The 15,776-nt window shown below is 65.4% G+C and carries 18 protein-coding genes; 12 read left to right on the top strand and 6 right to left on the bottom strand.

Going from position 1 to position 15,776, the window contains the following annotated elements; genetic code table 11:
• Positions 1-5: 5 nt before the first annotated feature.
• Positions 6-662 carry a class I SAM-dependent methyltransferase gene (locus tag Q6A48_RS18295; RefSeq protein ID WP_304555608.1) on the bottom strand — a complete coding sequence of 219 codons (657 nt, stop codon included), beginning with the start codon at positions 660-662 and terminating at the stop codon, positions 6-8.
• Complete coding sequence (locus tag Q6A48_RS18300) at positions 659-1,123, bottom strand: YbaY family lipoprotein (RefSeq protein WP_042729448.1); 465 nt, start codon at positions 1,121-1,123, stop codon at positions 659-661. The genes Q6A48_RS18295 and Q6A48_RS18300 overlap by 4 nt, the downstream gene beginning before the upstream one ends.
• Positions 1,124-1,250: 127 nt before the next feature.
• Here Q6A48_RS18300 and nrdR point away from each other — a divergent pair, with 127 nt between their 5' ends.
• The 12 genes from nrdR (at position 1,251) to Q6A48_RS18360 (ending at position 10,123) form a co-directional block, all read left to right on the top strand.
• Entirely contained in the window at positions 1,251-1,715 is a 465-nt protein-coding gene (nrdR, locus tag Q6A48_RS18305; RefSeq protein WP_024778359.1) for a transcriptional regulator NrdR, read from the top strand.
• Entirely contained in the window at positions 1,712-2,845 is a 1,134-nt protein-coding gene (gene ribD, locus Q6A48_RS18310; RefSeq protein WP_304555609.1) for a bifunctional diaminohydroxyphosphoribosylaminopyrimidine deaminase/5-amino-6-(5-phosphoribosylamino)uracil reductase RibD, read from the top strand. Before nrdR ends, ribD begins: the two co-directional genes overlap by 4 nt.
• 46 nt (positions 2,846-2,891) lie before the next feature.
• The gene (locus Q6A48_RS18315; RefSeq protein ID WP_304555610.1) at positions 2,892-3,554 is read left to right on the top strand and encodes a riboflavin synthase; all 663 of its coding nucleotides are present in this window, start codon (positions 2,892-2,894) and stop codon (positions 3,552-3,554) included.
• Between the two features lie 16 nt (positions 3,555-3,570).
• Positions 3,571-4,662 carry a bifunctional 3,4-dihydroxy-2-butanone-4-phosphate synthase/GTP cyclohydrolase II gene (ribBA, locus tag Q6A48_RS18320; RefSeq protein WP_304555611.1) on the top strand — a complete coding sequence of 364 codons (1,092 nt, stop codon included), beginning with the start codon at positions 3,571-3,573 and terminating at the stop codon, positions 4,660-4,662.
• Positions 4,663-4,906: 244 nt separating this feature from the next.
• A complete protein-coding gene (ribH, locus tag Q6A48_RS18325) occupies positions 4,907-5,383 on the top strand; it encodes a 6,7-dimethyl-8-ribityllumazine synthase (RefSeq protein ID WP_003206025.1) in 477 nt (158 codons plus the stop codon).
• Complete coding sequence (nusB, locus tag Q6A48_RS18330; protein WP_042729444.1) at positions 5,380-5,880, top strand: transcription antitermination factor NusB; 501 nt, start codon at positions 5,380-5,382, stop codon at positions 5,878-5,880. Before ribH ends, nusB begins: the two co-directional genes overlap by 4 nt.
• A gap of 79 nt (positions 5,881-5,959) precedes the next feature.
• Positions 5,960-6,925: a thiamine-phosphate kinase gene (thiL, locus tag Q6A48_RS18335; protein ID WP_304555661.1), complete on the top strand. Its 966-nt coding sequence runs from the start codon at positions 5,960-5,962 to the stop codon at positions 6,923-6,925.
• Positions 6,922-7,425: a phosphatidylglycerophosphatase A family protein gene (locus Q6A48_RS18340; RefSeq protein ID WP_304555615.1), complete on the top strand. Its 504-nt coding sequence runs from the start codon at positions 6,922-6,924 to the stop codon at positions 7,423-7,425. Before thiL ends, Q6A48_RS18340 begins: the two co-directional genes overlap by 4 nt.
• Before the next feature lie 11 nt (positions 7,426-7,436).
• Complete coding sequence (locus tag Q6A48_RS18345; protein WP_304555617.1) at positions 7,437-8,195, top strand: substrate-binding periplasmic protein; 759 nt, start codon at positions 7,437-7,439, stop codon at positions 8,193-8,195.
• Between the two features lie 109 nt (positions 8,196-8,304).
• Positions 8,305-8,922 (top strand): GTP cyclohydrolase II, encoded by a 618-nt coding sequence (ribA, locus tag Q6A48_RS18350; protein ID WP_304555618.1) that lies wholly within the window; start codon positions 8,305-8,307, stop codon positions 8,920-8,922.
• Positions 8,919-9,338, top strand: a complete 420-nt coding sequence (locus Q6A48_RS18355; protein ID WP_304555619.1) for an MFS transporter — start codon at positions 8,919-8,921, stop codon at positions 9,336-9,338. Before ribA ends, Q6A48_RS18355 begins: the two co-directional genes overlap by 4 nt.
• A complete protein-coding gene (locus Q6A48_RS18360) occupies positions 9,338-10,123 on the top strand; it encodes a cobalamin-binding protein (RefSeq protein ID WP_304555620.1) in 786 nt (261 codons plus the stop codon). The genes Q6A48_RS18355 and Q6A48_RS18360 overlap by 1 nt, the downstream gene beginning before the upstream one ends.
• 147 nt (positions 10,124-10,270) lie before the next feature.
• Here Q6A48_RS18360 and Q6A48_RS18365 read toward each other — a convergent pair whose 3' ends face one another.
• From Q6A48_RS18365 to Q6A48_RS18380, 4 genes are all read right to left on the bottom strand, one after another.
• The gene (locus Q6A48_RS18365; protein WP_304555621.1) at positions 10,271-12,151 is read right to left on the bottom strand and encodes a TonB-dependent receptor domain-containing protein; all 1,881 of its coding nucleotides are present in this window, start codon (positions 12,149-12,151) and stop codon (positions 10,271-10,273) included.
• A 149-nt stretch (positions 12,152-12,300) separates the two neighbouring features.
• Entirely contained in the window at positions 12,301-14,199 is a 1,899-nt protein-coding gene (gene dxs / locus Q6A48_RS18370) for a 1-deoxy-D-xylulose-5-phosphate synthase (protein ID WP_304555622.1), read from the bottom strand.
• Between the two features lie 113 nt (positions 14,200-14,312).
• Entirely contained in the window at positions 14,313-15,200 is an 888-nt protein-coding gene (locus tag Q6A48_RS18375) for a polyprenyl synthetase family protein (protein ID WP_304555623.1), read from the bottom strand.
• The gene (locus Q6A48_RS18380) at positions 15,197-15,439 is read right to left on the bottom strand and encodes an exodeoxyribonuclease VII small subunit (protein ID WP_304555624.1); all 243 of its coding nucleotides are present in this window, start codon (positions 15,437-15,439) and stop codon (positions 15,197-15,199) included. Before Q6A48_RS18380 ends, Q6A48_RS18375 begins: the two co-directional genes overlap by 4 nt.
• Positions 15,440-15,776: the final 337 nt, after the last annotated feature.

Consider the following 15,776-nt stretch of genomic DNA (forward strand, 5'->3'; position numbering starts at 1 on the left):
TTTATCTAGCTGCGCCGCGCGTGGTACAGGCTCACATGCCGAAACTCTTCCGGCTCAGCCAAGTCCGGCAACGTCATGGCTTCCAGCATTTCGATGCGCCGGTACAGCGGATGCTGGAAATCCCGGACCCGGGAGTCGGCCACCAGGGCTTCGCGGCCACGGCTGAGGAAATGATCGAGCAACGGCAGGTTGCTGCGGTCGTAGAGCACATCGGCCACCAGGACCAGGTCAAAGCGATCCGCTTCGGCAAAAAAGTCGGCGGAATAGGCCAGCGTCACCCCATTGAGCTGGGCATTGGCCCGGCACGCCGCAAGCGCCAGTGGGTCCAGGTCGCAGGCCACCACCTCCAGCGCCCCTGCCTTGACCGCCGCGATGCCGGCCACGCCGGAGCCGGCGCCAAAGTCCAGCACGCGCTTGCCCGCGACCCACTGCGGTCGCTCGGCCAGGTAACGGGCCAGCGCCAGGCCACTGGCCCAGCAGAAACTCCAATAGGGCGGTTCGTGGAGGATGCGCCGGGTTTCTTCCGGGCTGAAGGCGCGGTCCATGTTGTCGCCGTCGATCAGCCACAGTTTCAAGTCTGTGCCGGGCAACGGGCAGGCCACCAGGCGCGCATCGCCCAGCAGCCCCGCCAATGCGTGCTGCAGGTCCTGCGGTGCCGTCATGGCGCTTTGACAAATTGCAAGGCGCCCAAGGCCTGGGTGGTCGGCTGGGTAATGCGTTGTTCCGGCAAATGCAGGATCAACTGGCCCGACTGGCTGGCGCGCCCGCGCAGTTCCACGCGGGCACCGACCGGAAACGCTTCCGGGTTGAAGCGCAGGTGGAAGGGCAGGGCCTGGTTGGTGCCGATCAGGCTGGAGCTGGCGAGCAATTGTTGTGGGCGGTCCTTGTCATCGATCACCAGCAGCGCCAGTTCGACTTCGGCACCGGCCGGCACGCCTTGCAAGGTGCCGCTCAACTCACGCTGGTAGGCGGGCAGCGGGCCCAGCTCGGCGGCCTGGCGGGCCTTTTCCTGGGCCTGTTTCGGCGCGGGGGCCGGGGCGGGTGCGGCGGGTTTGGGGGCATCGCTGCTGCACGCCATCAGCAGGCTGAAAAGACTGAGCAAAACGAGCGATCGTAGCGGCATGTGTGGCTCCAGCAAGGTAAATTCCATGGATCAGACGGTAAGCCCGTCTGTATACCGTAAACCCTATGGCTTGTCTTGCCAGTGGGATGCGCTACCATGGCCCTCCCTTTTTTTGTTGCCTGCCACCATGCACTGTCCCTTCTGCGGTGCCAACGACACCAAGGTCATCGACTCGCGACTGGTCGCCGAGGGCGAACAGGTCCGCCGCCGGCGCGAATGCCTGGCCTGCGGCGAACGTTTCACCACGTTCGAGACCGCTGAACTGGTGTTGCCGCGCCTGATCAAAACCGACGGCAGTCGCCAGCCGTTCGACGAAGACAAACTGCGCGCCGGCATGCAGCGCGCCCTGGAAAAACGCCCGGTGAGCGTCGAGCGCCTGGAAGCGGCGCTGGTGCACATCAAGCACAAGCTGCGAGCCACGGGCGAGCGCGAGGTCAAATCCCTGGTGGTGGGTGAACTGGTGATGGCCGAGCTGCAAAAGCTCGACGAAGTCGCCTACATCCGTTTCGCCTCGGTGTACCGGCGCTTCCAGGACCTGAACGAGTTCCGCGAGGAAATCGACCGCCTGGCCCGCGAACCGGTGAAGGAATGACCGGCGCGGCGCAGCAGGCCGTCCTCGACGCCCACTACATGGCCCGCGCCCTGGAGTTGGCGCGGCGCGGTCGCTACACCACCCACCCCAATCCCCGGGTCGGGTGCGTGATCGTGCGGGATGGGCAGGTGGTCGGCGAGGGCTGGCACATCCGCGCCGGCGAACCCCACGCCGAAGTCCATGCCTTGCGCGCCGCCGGTGAATTGGCCCGGGGCGCCACCGCCTACGTGACCCTCGAACCGTGCAGCCACCATGGGCGTACACCGCCGTGTGCCGACGCGCTGGTGAACGCCGGCGTGGCCCGGGTGGTCGCGGCGATGCAGGACCCCAACCCGGAAGTCGCCGGGCGCGGCCTGCAACGGCTGGCCCAGGCTGGCATCGCTATCGAGAGCGGCGTGCTGGAGGGCGAGGCGCGCAAGCTCAATGAAGGTTTTCTCAAGCGCATGGAGCACGGCCTGCCATTCGTGCGGGTCAAGCTCGCCATGAGCCTCGATGGCCGCACCGCCATGGAAAGTGGCGAGAGCCAGTGGATCACCGGCCCGGCCGCCCGCTCGGCGGTTCAGCGCCTGCGGGCCCAGGCCAGCGTGGTGCTGACCGGCGCCGACACGGTGCTGGCGGACAACGCCCGGCTGACCGTGCGCGCCGATGAGCTGGGGCTCGATGCCGAGCAGACCGCGCTGGCCATGAGCCGTCCGCCGTTGCGGGTGCTGGTGGACGGGCGCCTGCGGGTGCCATTGGATGCGGCGTTTTTCAAGGCTGGCCCGGCGTTGGTGGCGACCTGCATGGCGGTCGAGGAACAATACGCCAACGGTCCCGAATGCATGATCGTGGCGGGCGATGATGGCCAGGTCGACTTGCATCGCCTGTTGGTGGCGCTGGCCGCCCGTGGCGTCAACGAAGTGCTGGTGGAAGCCGGCCCGCGCCTGGCGGGGGCCTTCGCCCGGCAAGGGTTGGTCGACGAATTCCAGATTTTCATCGCCGGCAAGTTCCTGGGCTCTTGCGCGCGACCGCTGCTGGACTGGCCGCTGGCGCAGATGAAGGACGCCCCGGAACTGAACATCACTGAAATCCGCGCCGTGGGCGATGACTGGCGAGTCATCGCCATCCCCGCGTCCCCGGCCAGCGTATAATTCCCGGCTTTCGCGCAAGCGGCGGCCCGTTCTCGAGGAGGACCCCATGTTTACCGGCATCATCGAATCCATCGGCAGTATCCGTGCACTCACCCCCAAGGGCGGCGATGTGCGGGTCCATGTCGAAACCGGCAAGCTCGACCTGGGCGACGTCAAGTTGGGCGACAGCATCGCGGTCAACGGCGTGTGCCTGACCGCCGTCGAATTGCCAGGCAACGGTTTCCTGGCGGACGTCAGCCGCGAAACCCTCGACTGCACGGCCATGAACGACCTCAAGAGCGGCAGCCCGGTCAACCTGGAAAAAGCCCTGACCCCCACCACTCGCTTGGGCGGGCACCTGGTCAGCGGCCACGTGGACGGCGTCGGTGAAGTGGTCTCGCGCACGGATAACGCCCGGGCCGTGGAATTTCGCATCCGCGCGCCGAAGGAACTGGCCAAGTACATTGCCCACAAGGGCTCGATCACCGTCGACGGCACCAGCCTGACGGTCAACGCGGTGGATGGCGCCGAATTCCTGCTGACGATCATTCCCCATACCCTGAGCGAAACCATCATGGCCTCGTACCGGCCAGGTCGCCGGGTCAACCTGGAAGTCGACTTGCTGGCCCGTTACCTGGAGCGCCTGCTGTTGGGCGACAAGGCCGCACAGCCCTCGGCCGGCAACATCACCGAAAGCTTCCTGGCCGCCAACGGCTACCTCAAATCCTGACCCAAGGGGGTGCCGCGTGGCGCTCAATAGCATCGAAGAACTGGTCGAAGACATCCGCCAAGGCAAGATGGTCATCCTCATGGATGACGAAGACCGCGAGAACGAAGGCGACCTGATCATGGCCGCCGAATGCTGCAAGGCCGAGCACATCAACTTCATGGCCAAGCACGCCCGTGGCCTGATCTGCATGCCGATGACCCGCGAGCGCTGCGAATTGCTGAAGCTGCCGCTGATGGCACCACGCAACGGTTCCGGCTTCGGCACCAAGTTCACCGTGTCCATCGAGGCCGCCGAGGGCGTGACCACCGGGATCTCCGCCGCCGACCGTGCGCGCACCGTGCAGGCCGCCGCCGCGCGGGACGCCAAGGCCGAAGACATCGTCAGCCCCGGCCACATCTTCCCGCTGATGGCCCAGGCCGGCGGCACCCTGGCCCGCGCCGGCCACACCGAAGCGGCTTGCGACCTGGCGCGCATGGCCGGTTTCGAGCCCAGCGGCGTGATCTGCGAAGTGATGAACGACGACGGCACCATGTCCCGTCGTGCCGAGCTGGAGGCGTTCGCCGCCGAGCACGACATCAAGATCGGCACCATCGCCGACCTGATCCACTACCGGATGATCCACGAACGTACCGTTCAGCGGATTGCCGAGCAGCCACTGGACAGCGAACTGGGCCAGTTCAACCTGGTGACCTACCGTGATTCGGTGGAAGGCGACGTGCACATGGCCCTGACCCTGGGCACCGTCTGCGCCGACGAGCCGACCCTGGTGCGGGTACACAACATGGACCCGCTGCGCGACCTGTTGATGGTCAAGCAGCCCGGCCGCTGGAGCCTGCGGGCCGCCATGGCGGCGGTGGCCGAGGCTGGCAGCGGGGTGGTGCTGCTGCTCGGGCACCCGCTCGATGGTGATGTGCTGCTGGCGCACATCCGCGAAACCGGCGACCAGACGGCGGTGAAAAAACCGACCACCTACAGCATCGTCGGCGCCGGCTCGCAGATCCTTCGCGACCTGGGCGTGCGTAAAATGCGCCTGATGAGCGCACCGATGAAGTTCAATGCGATATCCGGTTTCGATCTGGAAGTTGTAGAATACGTGCCCTCCGAATAATGGCCCGCGGATTCGGCATTATTGTTCAGGCTTGTCAGATCATCGTGGCGAGGGGATTTATCCCCGCTGGACTGCGCAGCAGTCCCAAAAAAGGGCTGCTTTGCAGCCCCACGGGGATAAATCCCCTCGCCACAGAAGATGTGCAAGTGAACGATATGCCGGGATTTGCGGTGCAGTATTCGTGGCTAAATATCATTGAGGAGCGCGTACCAAACGCGCTCCGGCTCTTTAAGAGAACTGACGAATGACCCTGAAGACCATCGAAGGTACCTTCATCGCCCCTAAAGGCCGCTATGCTCTGGTAGTCGGTCGTTTCAACAGCTTCGTGGTTGAAAGCCTGGTTGGCGGTGCGGTCGATGCCCTGGTTCGCCATGGCGTGAGCGAAAGCGACATCACCATCATCCGTGCGCCTGGCGCCTTCGAAATTCCGCTGGTTGCGCAGAAAGTCGCCCAGAAAGGCGAATATGCAGCGATCATCGCCCTGGGCGCGGTCATTCGTGGCGGTACCCCGCACTTCGAATACGTGGCCGGCGAATGCACCAAGGGGCTGGCCCAGGTGTCCATGGAGTTCGGCGTGCCCGTCGCCTTCGGCGTGCTGACGGTCGATTCCATCGAGCAAGCCATCGAGCGTTCCGGCACCAAGGCCGGTAACAAAGGTGCCGAAGCGGCCCTGTCCGCCCTGGAAATGGTCAGCCTGCTGGCGCAGTTGGAGGCCAAGTGATTAGCGACGAAAGCGATCGTTTCAACCCGCGCGATCCCAAGCCCGCCGATGCCGGCAAGCCGTCGAAAAGCGCCAAGCGCCGCGAAGCCCGTCAGCTCGCGACCCAGGCGCTGTATCAATGGCACATGGCCAAGCAGTCGCTGAACGAGATCGAAGCGCAGTTCCGGGTCGACAACGATTTCAGTGATGTCGATGGCGCCTACTTCCGTGAAATCCTCCACGGGGTGCCGCAGTTCAAGACCGAAATCGACACCGCGCTCGCGCCGTGCCTGGACCTGACCATCGAAGAGCTGGACCCGGTCGAACTGGCGGTCTTGCGCCTGTCCACCTGGGAACTGCTCAAGCGCGTCGACGTTCCGTACCGCGTGGTGATCAACGAGGGGATCGAGCTGGCGAAGGTCTTCGGTTCCACCGACGGCCACAAGTTCGTCAACGGCGTCCTCGACAAGCTGGCCCCGCGCCTGCGTGAAGCTGAAGTGAAGGCGTTCAAGCGCTGATTGGCGCTTGTGCCGCGTGTCCGGTCTCGCCAGCAGGCGCCGCCAGAAAATGAACAGCGTTGGTGAGACAGGGCACCCGATGGGCGAGTTTGAGCTGATCCGTAATTACTTCGCCGCCGCGCCCTGCGCGCAAGGCGGCGAAGGCGTTGCGCTGGGGATTGGCGACGACTGCGCCTTGCTGGCCGTTCCTTCCGGGGAACAGTTGGCGGTGTCCACCGACACCCTGGTGGCCGGTGTGCATTTTCCAGACCCTTGCGACCCGTTCCTGCTCGGCCAGCGCTCGCTGGCCGTGGCGGTCAGCGACCTGGCCGCCATGGGCGCCACCCCCGTTGCCTTTACCCTTGCCCTGACCCTGCCGACGGTGACCGCCGATTGGCTGCTGGCCTATGCCCGCGGCTTGAACCAGATGGCCCAGGCCTGTGGCGTGGCGCTGGTGGGCGGCGACACCACGCGGGGGCCGTTGAGCCTGACCCTGACGGTGTTTGGCCGGGTGCCCAACGGCCAGGCCCTGACCCGTGGTGGCGCGCAGCCAGGCGATCTGCTCTGTGTCGGCGGCGAACTGGGCAATGCCGCTGGCGCCTTGCCGCTGGTGCTCGGCGAGCGCACGGCCGATCCCGCTGTCGCCGAGCCCCTGTTGGCGCACTACTGGTCACCCCGGCCGCAACTCGAGCTGGGCCAGGCGCTGCGGGGCAAGGCCCGTGCGGCGATGGACATCTCCGATGGCCTGCTGGCCGATTGCGGGCATATTGCCCTGGCCTCCGCCGTGGCCATTCAGGTTGAACAGGCGCGCCTGCCGTTGTCCAAGGCTTTAGTGGCGTTGCTTGGCGCACCGCACGCGGCGCAGGCGGCCCTCAGTGGTGGCGACGATTACGTGCTGCTGTTTACGCTGCCACCGACCGAGTTGCCGGCGCTGCAAGCCGAAGGCTGGCCGATCCATGTGATCGGCAGCGTCGCGGCGGGCCAGGGGGTGGCGCTGGTCGACCCCCACGGACAAGACATCACCCCGCAGGTCCGGGGCTACCAACATTTTCGGGAGACACCGTGACAGATCATCCCAACCAGGTCCCGGCCGAGTTCGTTCCGCCGTCGGTCTGGCGCAATCCCTGGCATTTCATGGCATTCGGCTTCGGTTCGGGTACCTTGCCCAAGGCTCCGGGCACCTGGGGCTCGCTGGTTGCGCTACCCTTCATACCGTTGTGGCAGATGTTGCCGGACTGGGGCTACTGGCTGATGCTGGGCATCACCATGCTGTTTGGCTTCTGGCTCTGTGGCAAAGTGGCGGATGACCTGCGGGTGCACGATCATGAAGGCATCGTCTGGGACGAAATGGTCGGCATGTGGATCACCCTCTGGCTGGTGCCGGAAGGCTGGTACTGGCTGGTAGCGGGTTTCCTGGTGTTTCGCTTCTTCGATATCCTCAAGCCGTGGCCGATCCGCTGGATCGACCGGCATGTACACGGAGGGGTCGGTATCATGCTCGACGATGTCCTGGCCGGGGTCTTCGCCTGGCTGGCAATGCAAGGATTGGTGTGGTGTTTCACCTGAGGGAACCAGGAATGGGCGTAAGCCGCGCACTACTGCTGTTGCTGTGTCTGGGGGCCTGCCTCGGTGTGCGGGCGGCCGACCTGGCGCCGCTGCCGGGCAAGATCCGCACGGCCAGCGAGGAGTGGGCCAATTACACCCAGGCCGATGGCCAGGGCATGGCCTGGGACATCCTGCGCGAGGTCTTCGAGCCGGAAGGCGTCAAGCTGGAGGTCCGCAGCGTACCGTACACCCGCTCGATCGGGTTGGTGCAGCGCGGTGAAGTCGACGCGCAGGTGGGCGCCTACCGCGACGAATCCGAAGGCTTGCTCTACCCCCATTGGCACTACGACGTCGATCACATCTATGCCCTGGGGCTGGCCTCCAAGCCGTCACCCACGCTGACGACCATTGGTAACTACCGCCTGGTGTGGATGCGTGGCTACGGATACAACAGCTACCTGCCCAATATCCGCCGCTTCAATGAAATCCACCGGGCGGTGGGAATCCTGCCAATGCTGGCCCATGACCGTGCCGATTTCTATATCGATGCGCTGATGGAGATCCAGCAGGTGCTCGCCAAGGCCGACAATCCCCAGCAGTACAAGCTTTCGCCGCTGATCAACCTGCCGCTCTACCTGGGCTTCGCCGACACCGAGAGCGGGCGGGCCTTGCGCGCGCTGTACGACCGGCGCATGGAGGTGCTGGTCAAGAGCGGCAAGTTGAAACCGATTTTCGAACGTTGGAAACAACCCTATCCGTTCGACGAGAATGGCAACCCACCGAAACCTTGATCAAACTTTTCGATGGTGATGCCCGACAATTCAGCCTAAGCGTCCGTCTTGACGTGCTGTTACAATGCCCGCCTCTGCGAAACTCCAGTACTAGATCAGGAGCACACCGGTGCCTGTCGTTTTTGTTGCCGCTTCCAAGCTGCCAACGCCCTTTGCGCAATTCACCATGCATGGTTTTCTCGATGAAGCCACCGGCCGCGAGCACGTCGTGCTGAGCCTGGGTGATTTCGCCGATGGCGCGCCGGTGCTCGGCCGCCTGCATTCCGAATGCCTGACGGGCGACGCCTTGTTCAGCCAGCGCTGCGATTGCGGTTCGCAACTCGAGGCGGCCTTGCAGGCGATTGCCCGCGAAGGCCGTGGCGTATTGCTCTACCTGCGCCAGGAAGGGCGAGGCATTGGCTTGCTGAACAAGATCCGCGCCTATGAGCTGCAAGACGGCGGCGCGGACACCGTCGAGGCCAACGAGCGCCTCGGCTTCGCCGCCGACCTGCGTGACTACAGCATCTGCCAGCCGATGCTCGAACACCTGGGCGTCACCTCCCTGCGGTTGATGACCAACAACCCGCGCAAGGTCAAGGCGTTGACCGACATGGGCATCGTGGTGGCCGAGCGCGTGCCGCTGCACACCGGTCATAACCCCCACAACAAACTGTACCTGGCGACCAAGGCCAGCAAGCTCGACCACATGATGGGCAACGAGCACCAGGGCGAGGTCGACCGGGCGTGACGCGGGGTCAGGTCCGGCGGCGGCTGTCCGTCAGTTGGTGGCAGTACCTGGCCCTGGCTTTGCTGCCGTTGTTCGTGATCAATGCGGTCTTCGGCCAGGGCGAGGCGATCCTGCCGGTGCTGGCGATGCCGCTGTTCATCGCGGGCGTGGCGTCGATGTTTGTCAGCCTGCGCTTCTTCGGCCCCTACAAGAACGCCTTGATCGCCACCCAGAAGGCCCTCGACACGGCGGATGAGCCCCAGGCCTGGATTGCCCTGGCGGCCCGTCGGCGTGCTGCGCTGCTGGTCGCCGCGCTCCCGGCCTGGGTCGGGGCGCTGGCGGTGTTCGTCGGCCTCGAAGCGGTACCGTTGATGCTGCTGGCGTTGTCCACCGCCGTGCTGTTCTACCTGTACCGCATCCCGCGCCAGCTCGGCTGATGCGTCGCTGGCTGGCGATCCTGCTGCTGGCCGCCAGCGCTTCCACGCCGGCGGCCCAGCGGGTGGTCAGCCTGGCGCCTTCATTATCGGAAATCATGGTCGAGCTGGACTCCGCCGACCTGCTGGTGGGGGTGCTGGACGGCGGTGAGCGTCCCGCCGCGCTGGCGAGCCTGCCTTCGGTAGGCCGTTACGGGCAGTTGGACATGGAGCGCCTGCTCAGCCTCAAGCCCGATCTGCTCCTGCTCTGGCCCGGCAGTGTCGGGCCGGCCCAGCGCGAACAGCTGAAGGGCCTGGGCATGACCGTCCATGTCGCCGACCCCCACGACCTTGACCAATTGATCGCGCAGATCGAAACCATCGCCGCGCAGCTTGGCCGTCCGGAACGCGGCGTGCGGCGGGCGGCGCAGTTGCGCGAGCGTCTGGCGGGCCTGCGCCAACGCTACCGGCGCGATCCGCCGTTGCCGGTGTTCTATCAGGTCTGGGATCGGCCGTTGTACACCGTCGGCGGTGGGCAGATCATCAGCGATGCCCTGGCCGCGTGCGGCGCCCGCAATATCTTCGCCGACCTCAGCCTGCCGGCGCCGCAAGTGAGCGTGGAATCGGTGTTGCAGCGCAAGCCGCAGGCCATCCTGGCCACGGAACAGGCGCAGCTCGATGCCTGGAAGGCCTGGCCGGTGGCGCAGGGGCGGTTGTTGCTGGTGGCCGACAAAGGACTGGAGCGGCCCAGTGGGCAGATGATCGAGGCGACCGCCAGGTTGTGCGCGTTGATTGCGCCGGACCGATAGACCGCGGCGCGCCCTTCGCGAGCAGGCTCGCTCCCACAGATGGAAGGCGTACCCGGTGGGAGGGGGCTCGCTCCCACAGGTGGAATGCGTACCCTGTGGGAGCGAGCCTGCTCGCGAAGAGTCCGGCCAAGCGCTACCGATTGTGGGTCAAAGCCCCGGCGTCCAAGTCACCCCGAACAACCAGGTCCGGCCTTCCTCCCGATACCCATGGTCGACCCCTTCATGGTTGTACAGCGCCCGGCTGTAGCCCTTGTCCAGCAGGTTATCCACCTTCATGTCCAGCTTCACTTCCCGGCTCAGCGCCCAGCTGCTGCGCAAGCCCAGGAGGGCATAGCCGCCCAGCGCATGTCGGTTGTTTTCATCGTCGTAGCTGCCACTCACCGCTTGCCAGGTCGCACCAAGGCTCAGCCGGTCGAATTGCCGGTCCAGGTCCAGGCTCATGGTCCTTCGGGCGCGGCGGGCCAGGGTGTGGCCGCTGTCTCGGTCCCGTGGGTCGATGACGGCCAGGGCCAGGTTGCCTTGCCAGCCAAACAGTGCTTGCATCAGGCTCATCTCGAAACCGTTGATCCGCGCCGAAGCCACGTTCTGCGGGCGTGACTGGCTGCCAAAAATGATCGCGTCCTCCAGGTCGGTGCGGTACAGCGAGGTCTCCAGGCGGGAGTCCTCGCTCAGTTGGCTGCGCCATTGCAGTTCATAGCTCTTGGCGGCCTCGGGAGTGAGGTCCGGGTTGCTGTAGTCCGGGTAATACAGGTCGTTGAACGTCGGTGCGCGAAAACTTTCGCTGTAGGTCAGCAGCAGGTCGTTGTCCGGCGATACCGGCAGGGCGAGGGTGCCGCTCCAACTGTTCTGGCCGCCGAACTGCTGGTTCTGGTCGCGGCGCAGGCCCAGTTCGGTGGAAAACGCCTCGGCCTGGTAGCGGTGTTGGACAAACGCGGCACGGTTCCAGCGACTGTCCTCGTCGAACGGTGTGCTGCTGTTGACCCGATCCACGTAGCCGTCGCCGCCAACGATCAGGCTGTTGTGGTCATCCAGCGTCACGTCGTTCTGCCAGGTCACGGAGTCGCGGTAGGTGTTGAACACTTCGCGGACGTCGCTGAGCTTGTCGAAGGTCTTTTCGCGATTCTCGCTGTGGCCCCATTCGAGGCGGGATGTCCAGGCGTCGTTGATCCGTCCATCCACGTAGCCGCTGAAACTGCTTACGGCAAACTCGCTGTACGGCTGCTGGGGCAGTGATTCGAACGTGGCCGGGTCGAAGCGGCCGAATGGATTGTCGTACTCGCTCTTGCCCCGGTTATCCAGCAGGTTCAGGCCGACCTCCAGGTCGTCGGCCAGGGCATGGCTCAGGCTCAAGCTCAGCGACTGGTTGCGGTTGGCATCGTCGTCGCGGTCGCTGGGGTAGGACGCGTGGGTCCGATTGGCACCCGCGGACTCATCCAGGCTGGCGCCGAGGTTGAATCGGGTCTGTTCATCGCCGCCCGACAGGCCCAGGCTGCGCTCCCAGGTCTGGTGGCTGCCAACCCCCAGGTGCACGCGCGGTTGCAGGCCCTGGTCATGGCCGCGACGGGTAAAGATCTGGATGACCCCACCCACCGCATCGGCGCCATAGAGCACCGAGCGCGAACCGCGCAGCACTTCCACCCGTTCGATCTGATTGATGTTCAGGCGTTGCAGGTTGCTGTCGCCGGAGGTCGCGTTGCCGATGCGCTGGCCGTCCACCAGCACCAGGCTCTGGGCCGACTTGGTGCCGCGAATGTAAATCCCCGGCAGGCTGCCGCGTCCCCCCAGCGGCGCGACTTGCACCCCCGGCACGCGGCTGAGCAGGTCGCTGACACTGGCCGGTTGCAGGCGCTCGATGTCGTCGCGGGTGAAGATCGTGTTGGCGGCGCTGCTGTCATTGCGCGCCTCGACCTGGCGGTTGGCGCTGATCACGATGTCGGGCAGCTTCAGCGCCTGCTCACGCTCGAAGGTGTCGGCCAGCAGGTCAGGGGTGGGCAGCAGGGAAAGGGTGAGGGCGAGGCGCAGTTTCATGGGTGTTCCGTGACTATTTGATCCACACAAAACCAATGTGGGAGCGGGCTTGCTCGCGAAGGCGGTGTATCAGCCAACATTAATATTGACTGACACAGCGCCTTCGCGAGCAAGCCCGCTCCCACAAGGGGGCCGCGGTGCTTGAAAAATCAGCGGCCCAGCAACTGCAACCGCTGGCGCACCGCCGCTTCGATCCCGGCTTCGTCCAGGCCGCATTCGGCGAGCATCTGGGCAGGCTTGGCGTGCTCGACGTAGATGTCCGGCAGGCCCAGGTGCAGGACCGGCTTGAGCAGGTTTTCCCGGGCCAGGAACTCGCTGACCGCCGCGCCGGCACCGCCCATGATGGCGTTTTCCTCGATGGTCACCAACAGCTCGTGCTGGGCTGCCATCTCGCGCACCAGGGCTTCATCCAGCGGTTTGACGAAGCGCATGTCCACCACCGTGGCGTCCAGGGTTTGCGCGACCTTGAGGGCGTCGGCCAGTTGTACGCCGAACACCAGCAGGGCCGTCTGCTTGCCTTGGCGGCGAATCACGCCCTTGCCGATCTCGATGGGGTCGAGGTTGGCCTCGATGGTCGCGTTCGGGCCGGTGCCGCGGGGATAGCGCACCGCCGCCGGGCCGTTGAACAGGTGGCCGGTGGTGAGCATCTTGCGCAGCTCGTTCTCATCGCTCGGGGTCATCACCAGCATGCCAGGGATGCAGCGCAGGAACGACAGGTCGAAGCTGCCGGCGTGGGTCGGGCCGTCTTCGCCCACCAGGCCGGCGCGGTCGATGGCGAACAGCACGTCGAGGTTCTGCACCGCCACGTCATGCACCAACTGGTCGTAGCCGCGTTGCAGGAAGGTCGAATAGATCGCCACCACCGGTTTCGCGCCTTCGCAGGCCATGCCGGCGGCGAGGGTCACGGCGTGCTGCTCGGCAATCGCCACGTCGAAATAGCGCTGCGGGTAGCGTTCGCTGAAGGCCACCAGGTCCGAGCCTTCCTTCATCGCCGGGGTAATGCCCACCAGACGCGGGTCGGCGGCGGCCATGTCGCACAGCCATTGTCCGAACACGCCGGAGTACTTCGGCCCGCCGGCCTTTTTCGGAGCGGCGGCCGGGGCGTCCAGGGGTTCGAGCTTGGTGATGGCGTGGTAGCCGATCGGGTCGACTTCCGCCGGGGCGAAGCCCTTGCCCTTCTTGGTGACCACGTGCAGGAACTGCGGGCCCTTGAGGTCACGCATGTTGCGCAGGGTGGCGATCAGCGTAGGCAGGTCGTGGCCGTCGATGGGGCCGATGTAGTTCCAGCCCAGTTCCTCGAACAGCGTGCCGGGCACCAGCATGCCCTTGGCGTATTCCTCGGTGCGACGGGCGATTTCCCAGGCGCCGGGCAGGCGCGACAGGACCTTCTTGCTGCCTTCGCGCATGCTGGCGTAGGTGCGGCTGGAGAGGATCTTCGCCAGGTAGTTGGACAGGCCGCCGACGTTGCGCGAGATCGACATGTCGTTGTCGTTGAGGATCACCAGCATGTTGGCGTTGACTTCCGGCGCATGGTTCAGCGCCTCGAACGCCATGCCGGCCGTCAGCGCGCCGTCACCGATCACGGCAATGGCCTTGCGGTCGCTGTTCTGCAGGCGGGCGGCAATCGCCATGCCCAGGGCGGCGCTGATGGAGGTGCTGGAGTGGCCGACGCCGAAGGTGTCGTATTCGCTCTCGGAGCGGCGCGGGAAGGCCGCCACGCCGTCCTTCTGGCGCAAGGTGCCCATGCGCTCGCGGCGACCGGTGAGGATCTTGTGCGGGTAAGCCTGGTGACCGACGTCCCACACCAACCGGTCGTCCGGGGTGTCGAACACGTAGTGCAAGGCGATCGTCAGCTCGATGACGCCCAGGCCGGCTCCGAAGTGCCCACCGGTCTGGCCGACCGTGTAGAGCAGTTCCAGGCGCAATTCATCGGCCAGGGTTTCCAGCTCGGCTTCACCCAACCGACGCAGGCCGTCCGGCGTGTTGGCGCGGTCCAGCAGGGGCGTGGTCGGGCGTTTGCGGGGAATCTCTTGAAACGTCGTGGGCATCAGGCGAATCGTTATAGGTATAGAAAGAGGCGGCAGTTTACCTTATGCATCGCAAGCTGCCCACGCGTTGGCCGGAACTTGGCCGATACGCAGTCTGAAGGGTTGACCCCGTGTCAGCTGCGTCGTTCGACGATATAGCGCGCCAGGTCACGCAACGGCTCGGCCGCCGCGTCAAAGGGTCGCAGCGCGGCCAGGGCCTGGTCGCGCAGTTCCAGGGCGTAGGCCTTGGCGGCGTCGAGGCCGAGCAGGGCCGGGTAGGTCGGCTTGTCGCGGGCGATGTCGGCGCCCTGGCGCTTGCCGAGGGTCTGGGTATCGCTTTCGACGTCGAGGATGTCGTCCTGCACCTGGAACGCCAGGCCAATGGCCCGGGCGTAGGCTTGCAAGGCCTGCAACTGCTCCGGCGTGGCCCGGCCGCTGGCGAGGGCGCCCAACTTGACGCTGGCCTCGATCAGGGCGCCGGTCTTGTGCCGGTGCATGTATTCCAGCGCACCCTGGTCCAGCTTCAGGCCGACCGAGCCGAGGTCGATGGCCTGGCCGCCGACCATCCCGGCCGGGCCAGCCGCCAGCGCCAGGGCACTGACCATGTCCAGGCGGATCTGCGCGGGGCAATCGCTCAAGGCGGGGTCGAGCAGGGCACTGAAGGCCAGGCTCTGCAAGCCGTCGCCGGCGAGGATTGCGCAGGCTTCGTCGAATTGCTTGTGGGTGGTGGGCTGGCCGCGACGCAGGTCGTCGTCGTCCATGGCCGGCAGGTCATCGTGGACCAGCGAGTAGGCGTGGATCAGTTCCACCGCGCACGCCGCGCCATTGGCCTGTGAAGCCTGGCCGCCCAAGGCCTCGCAGGCGGCATAGGCCAGCAGCGGGCGGACACGCTTGCCGCCGTTCATCACGCTGTAGCGCATGGCCTCGTACAACCGCGCCAGCTCCGGGCCCGGGGCGTTGAACAAGGTGTCCAATGCAGCATTGACCCGGGCCTGGCTGCTGGCCTGATAGGCGGCGATCATTCAGGCTGTTCCGCGTCGAAAGGCTCTTCGGTCAGTTCACCGTCGCGCTCGAGCAGCAGTTGCACCTTCTGCTCGGCCTGGGCCAGCGCCGCCTGGCAGTCGCGAGTCAAGCCGATGCCCTGCTCGAAGGCGGCCAGCGAGTCTTCCAGCGACAGTTCGCCGTTCTCCAGCCGTTCGACCAGCGTTTGCAGGTCGGCCAGAGATTGTTCGAAATCCAGTGCAGCTTTTTTGCGGGCCATGGCGGCTATTCCGGTTGACTGTTAAACCGGCGCGACACTAGCAGACATGGGGGGTTGGGGCAAATCAGGACCTGCCGCTCTCGTGGCGAGGGAGCAAGCTCCGTCGCCACGGGATTGCGCCAAATTCAAGTCAGTTTTCGTATTCGGCTCATTGGGTGAGCCGAATAAACCCTCAATTCGGCTCACGCACGCCTCAGTACGTGATTTCCCACACAGAATCGCGCGTTCCCCGATTGTGAATTATTGGCCGAATCGCTAACCTTCGCGCCATCTACAGCCCCCGTATGGCGGGCGTTCGGACGAAACCTGATAAATGACGAAAAATGCGCCGGGGAAG

The sequence above is a fragment of the Pseudomonas citrullilanati genome, assembly GCF_030580855.1.
GTDB classification, from domain to species: domain Bacteria; phylum Pseudomonadota; class Gammaproteobacteria; order Pseudomonadales; family Pseudomonadaceae; genus Aquipseudomonas; species Aquipseudomonas citrulli.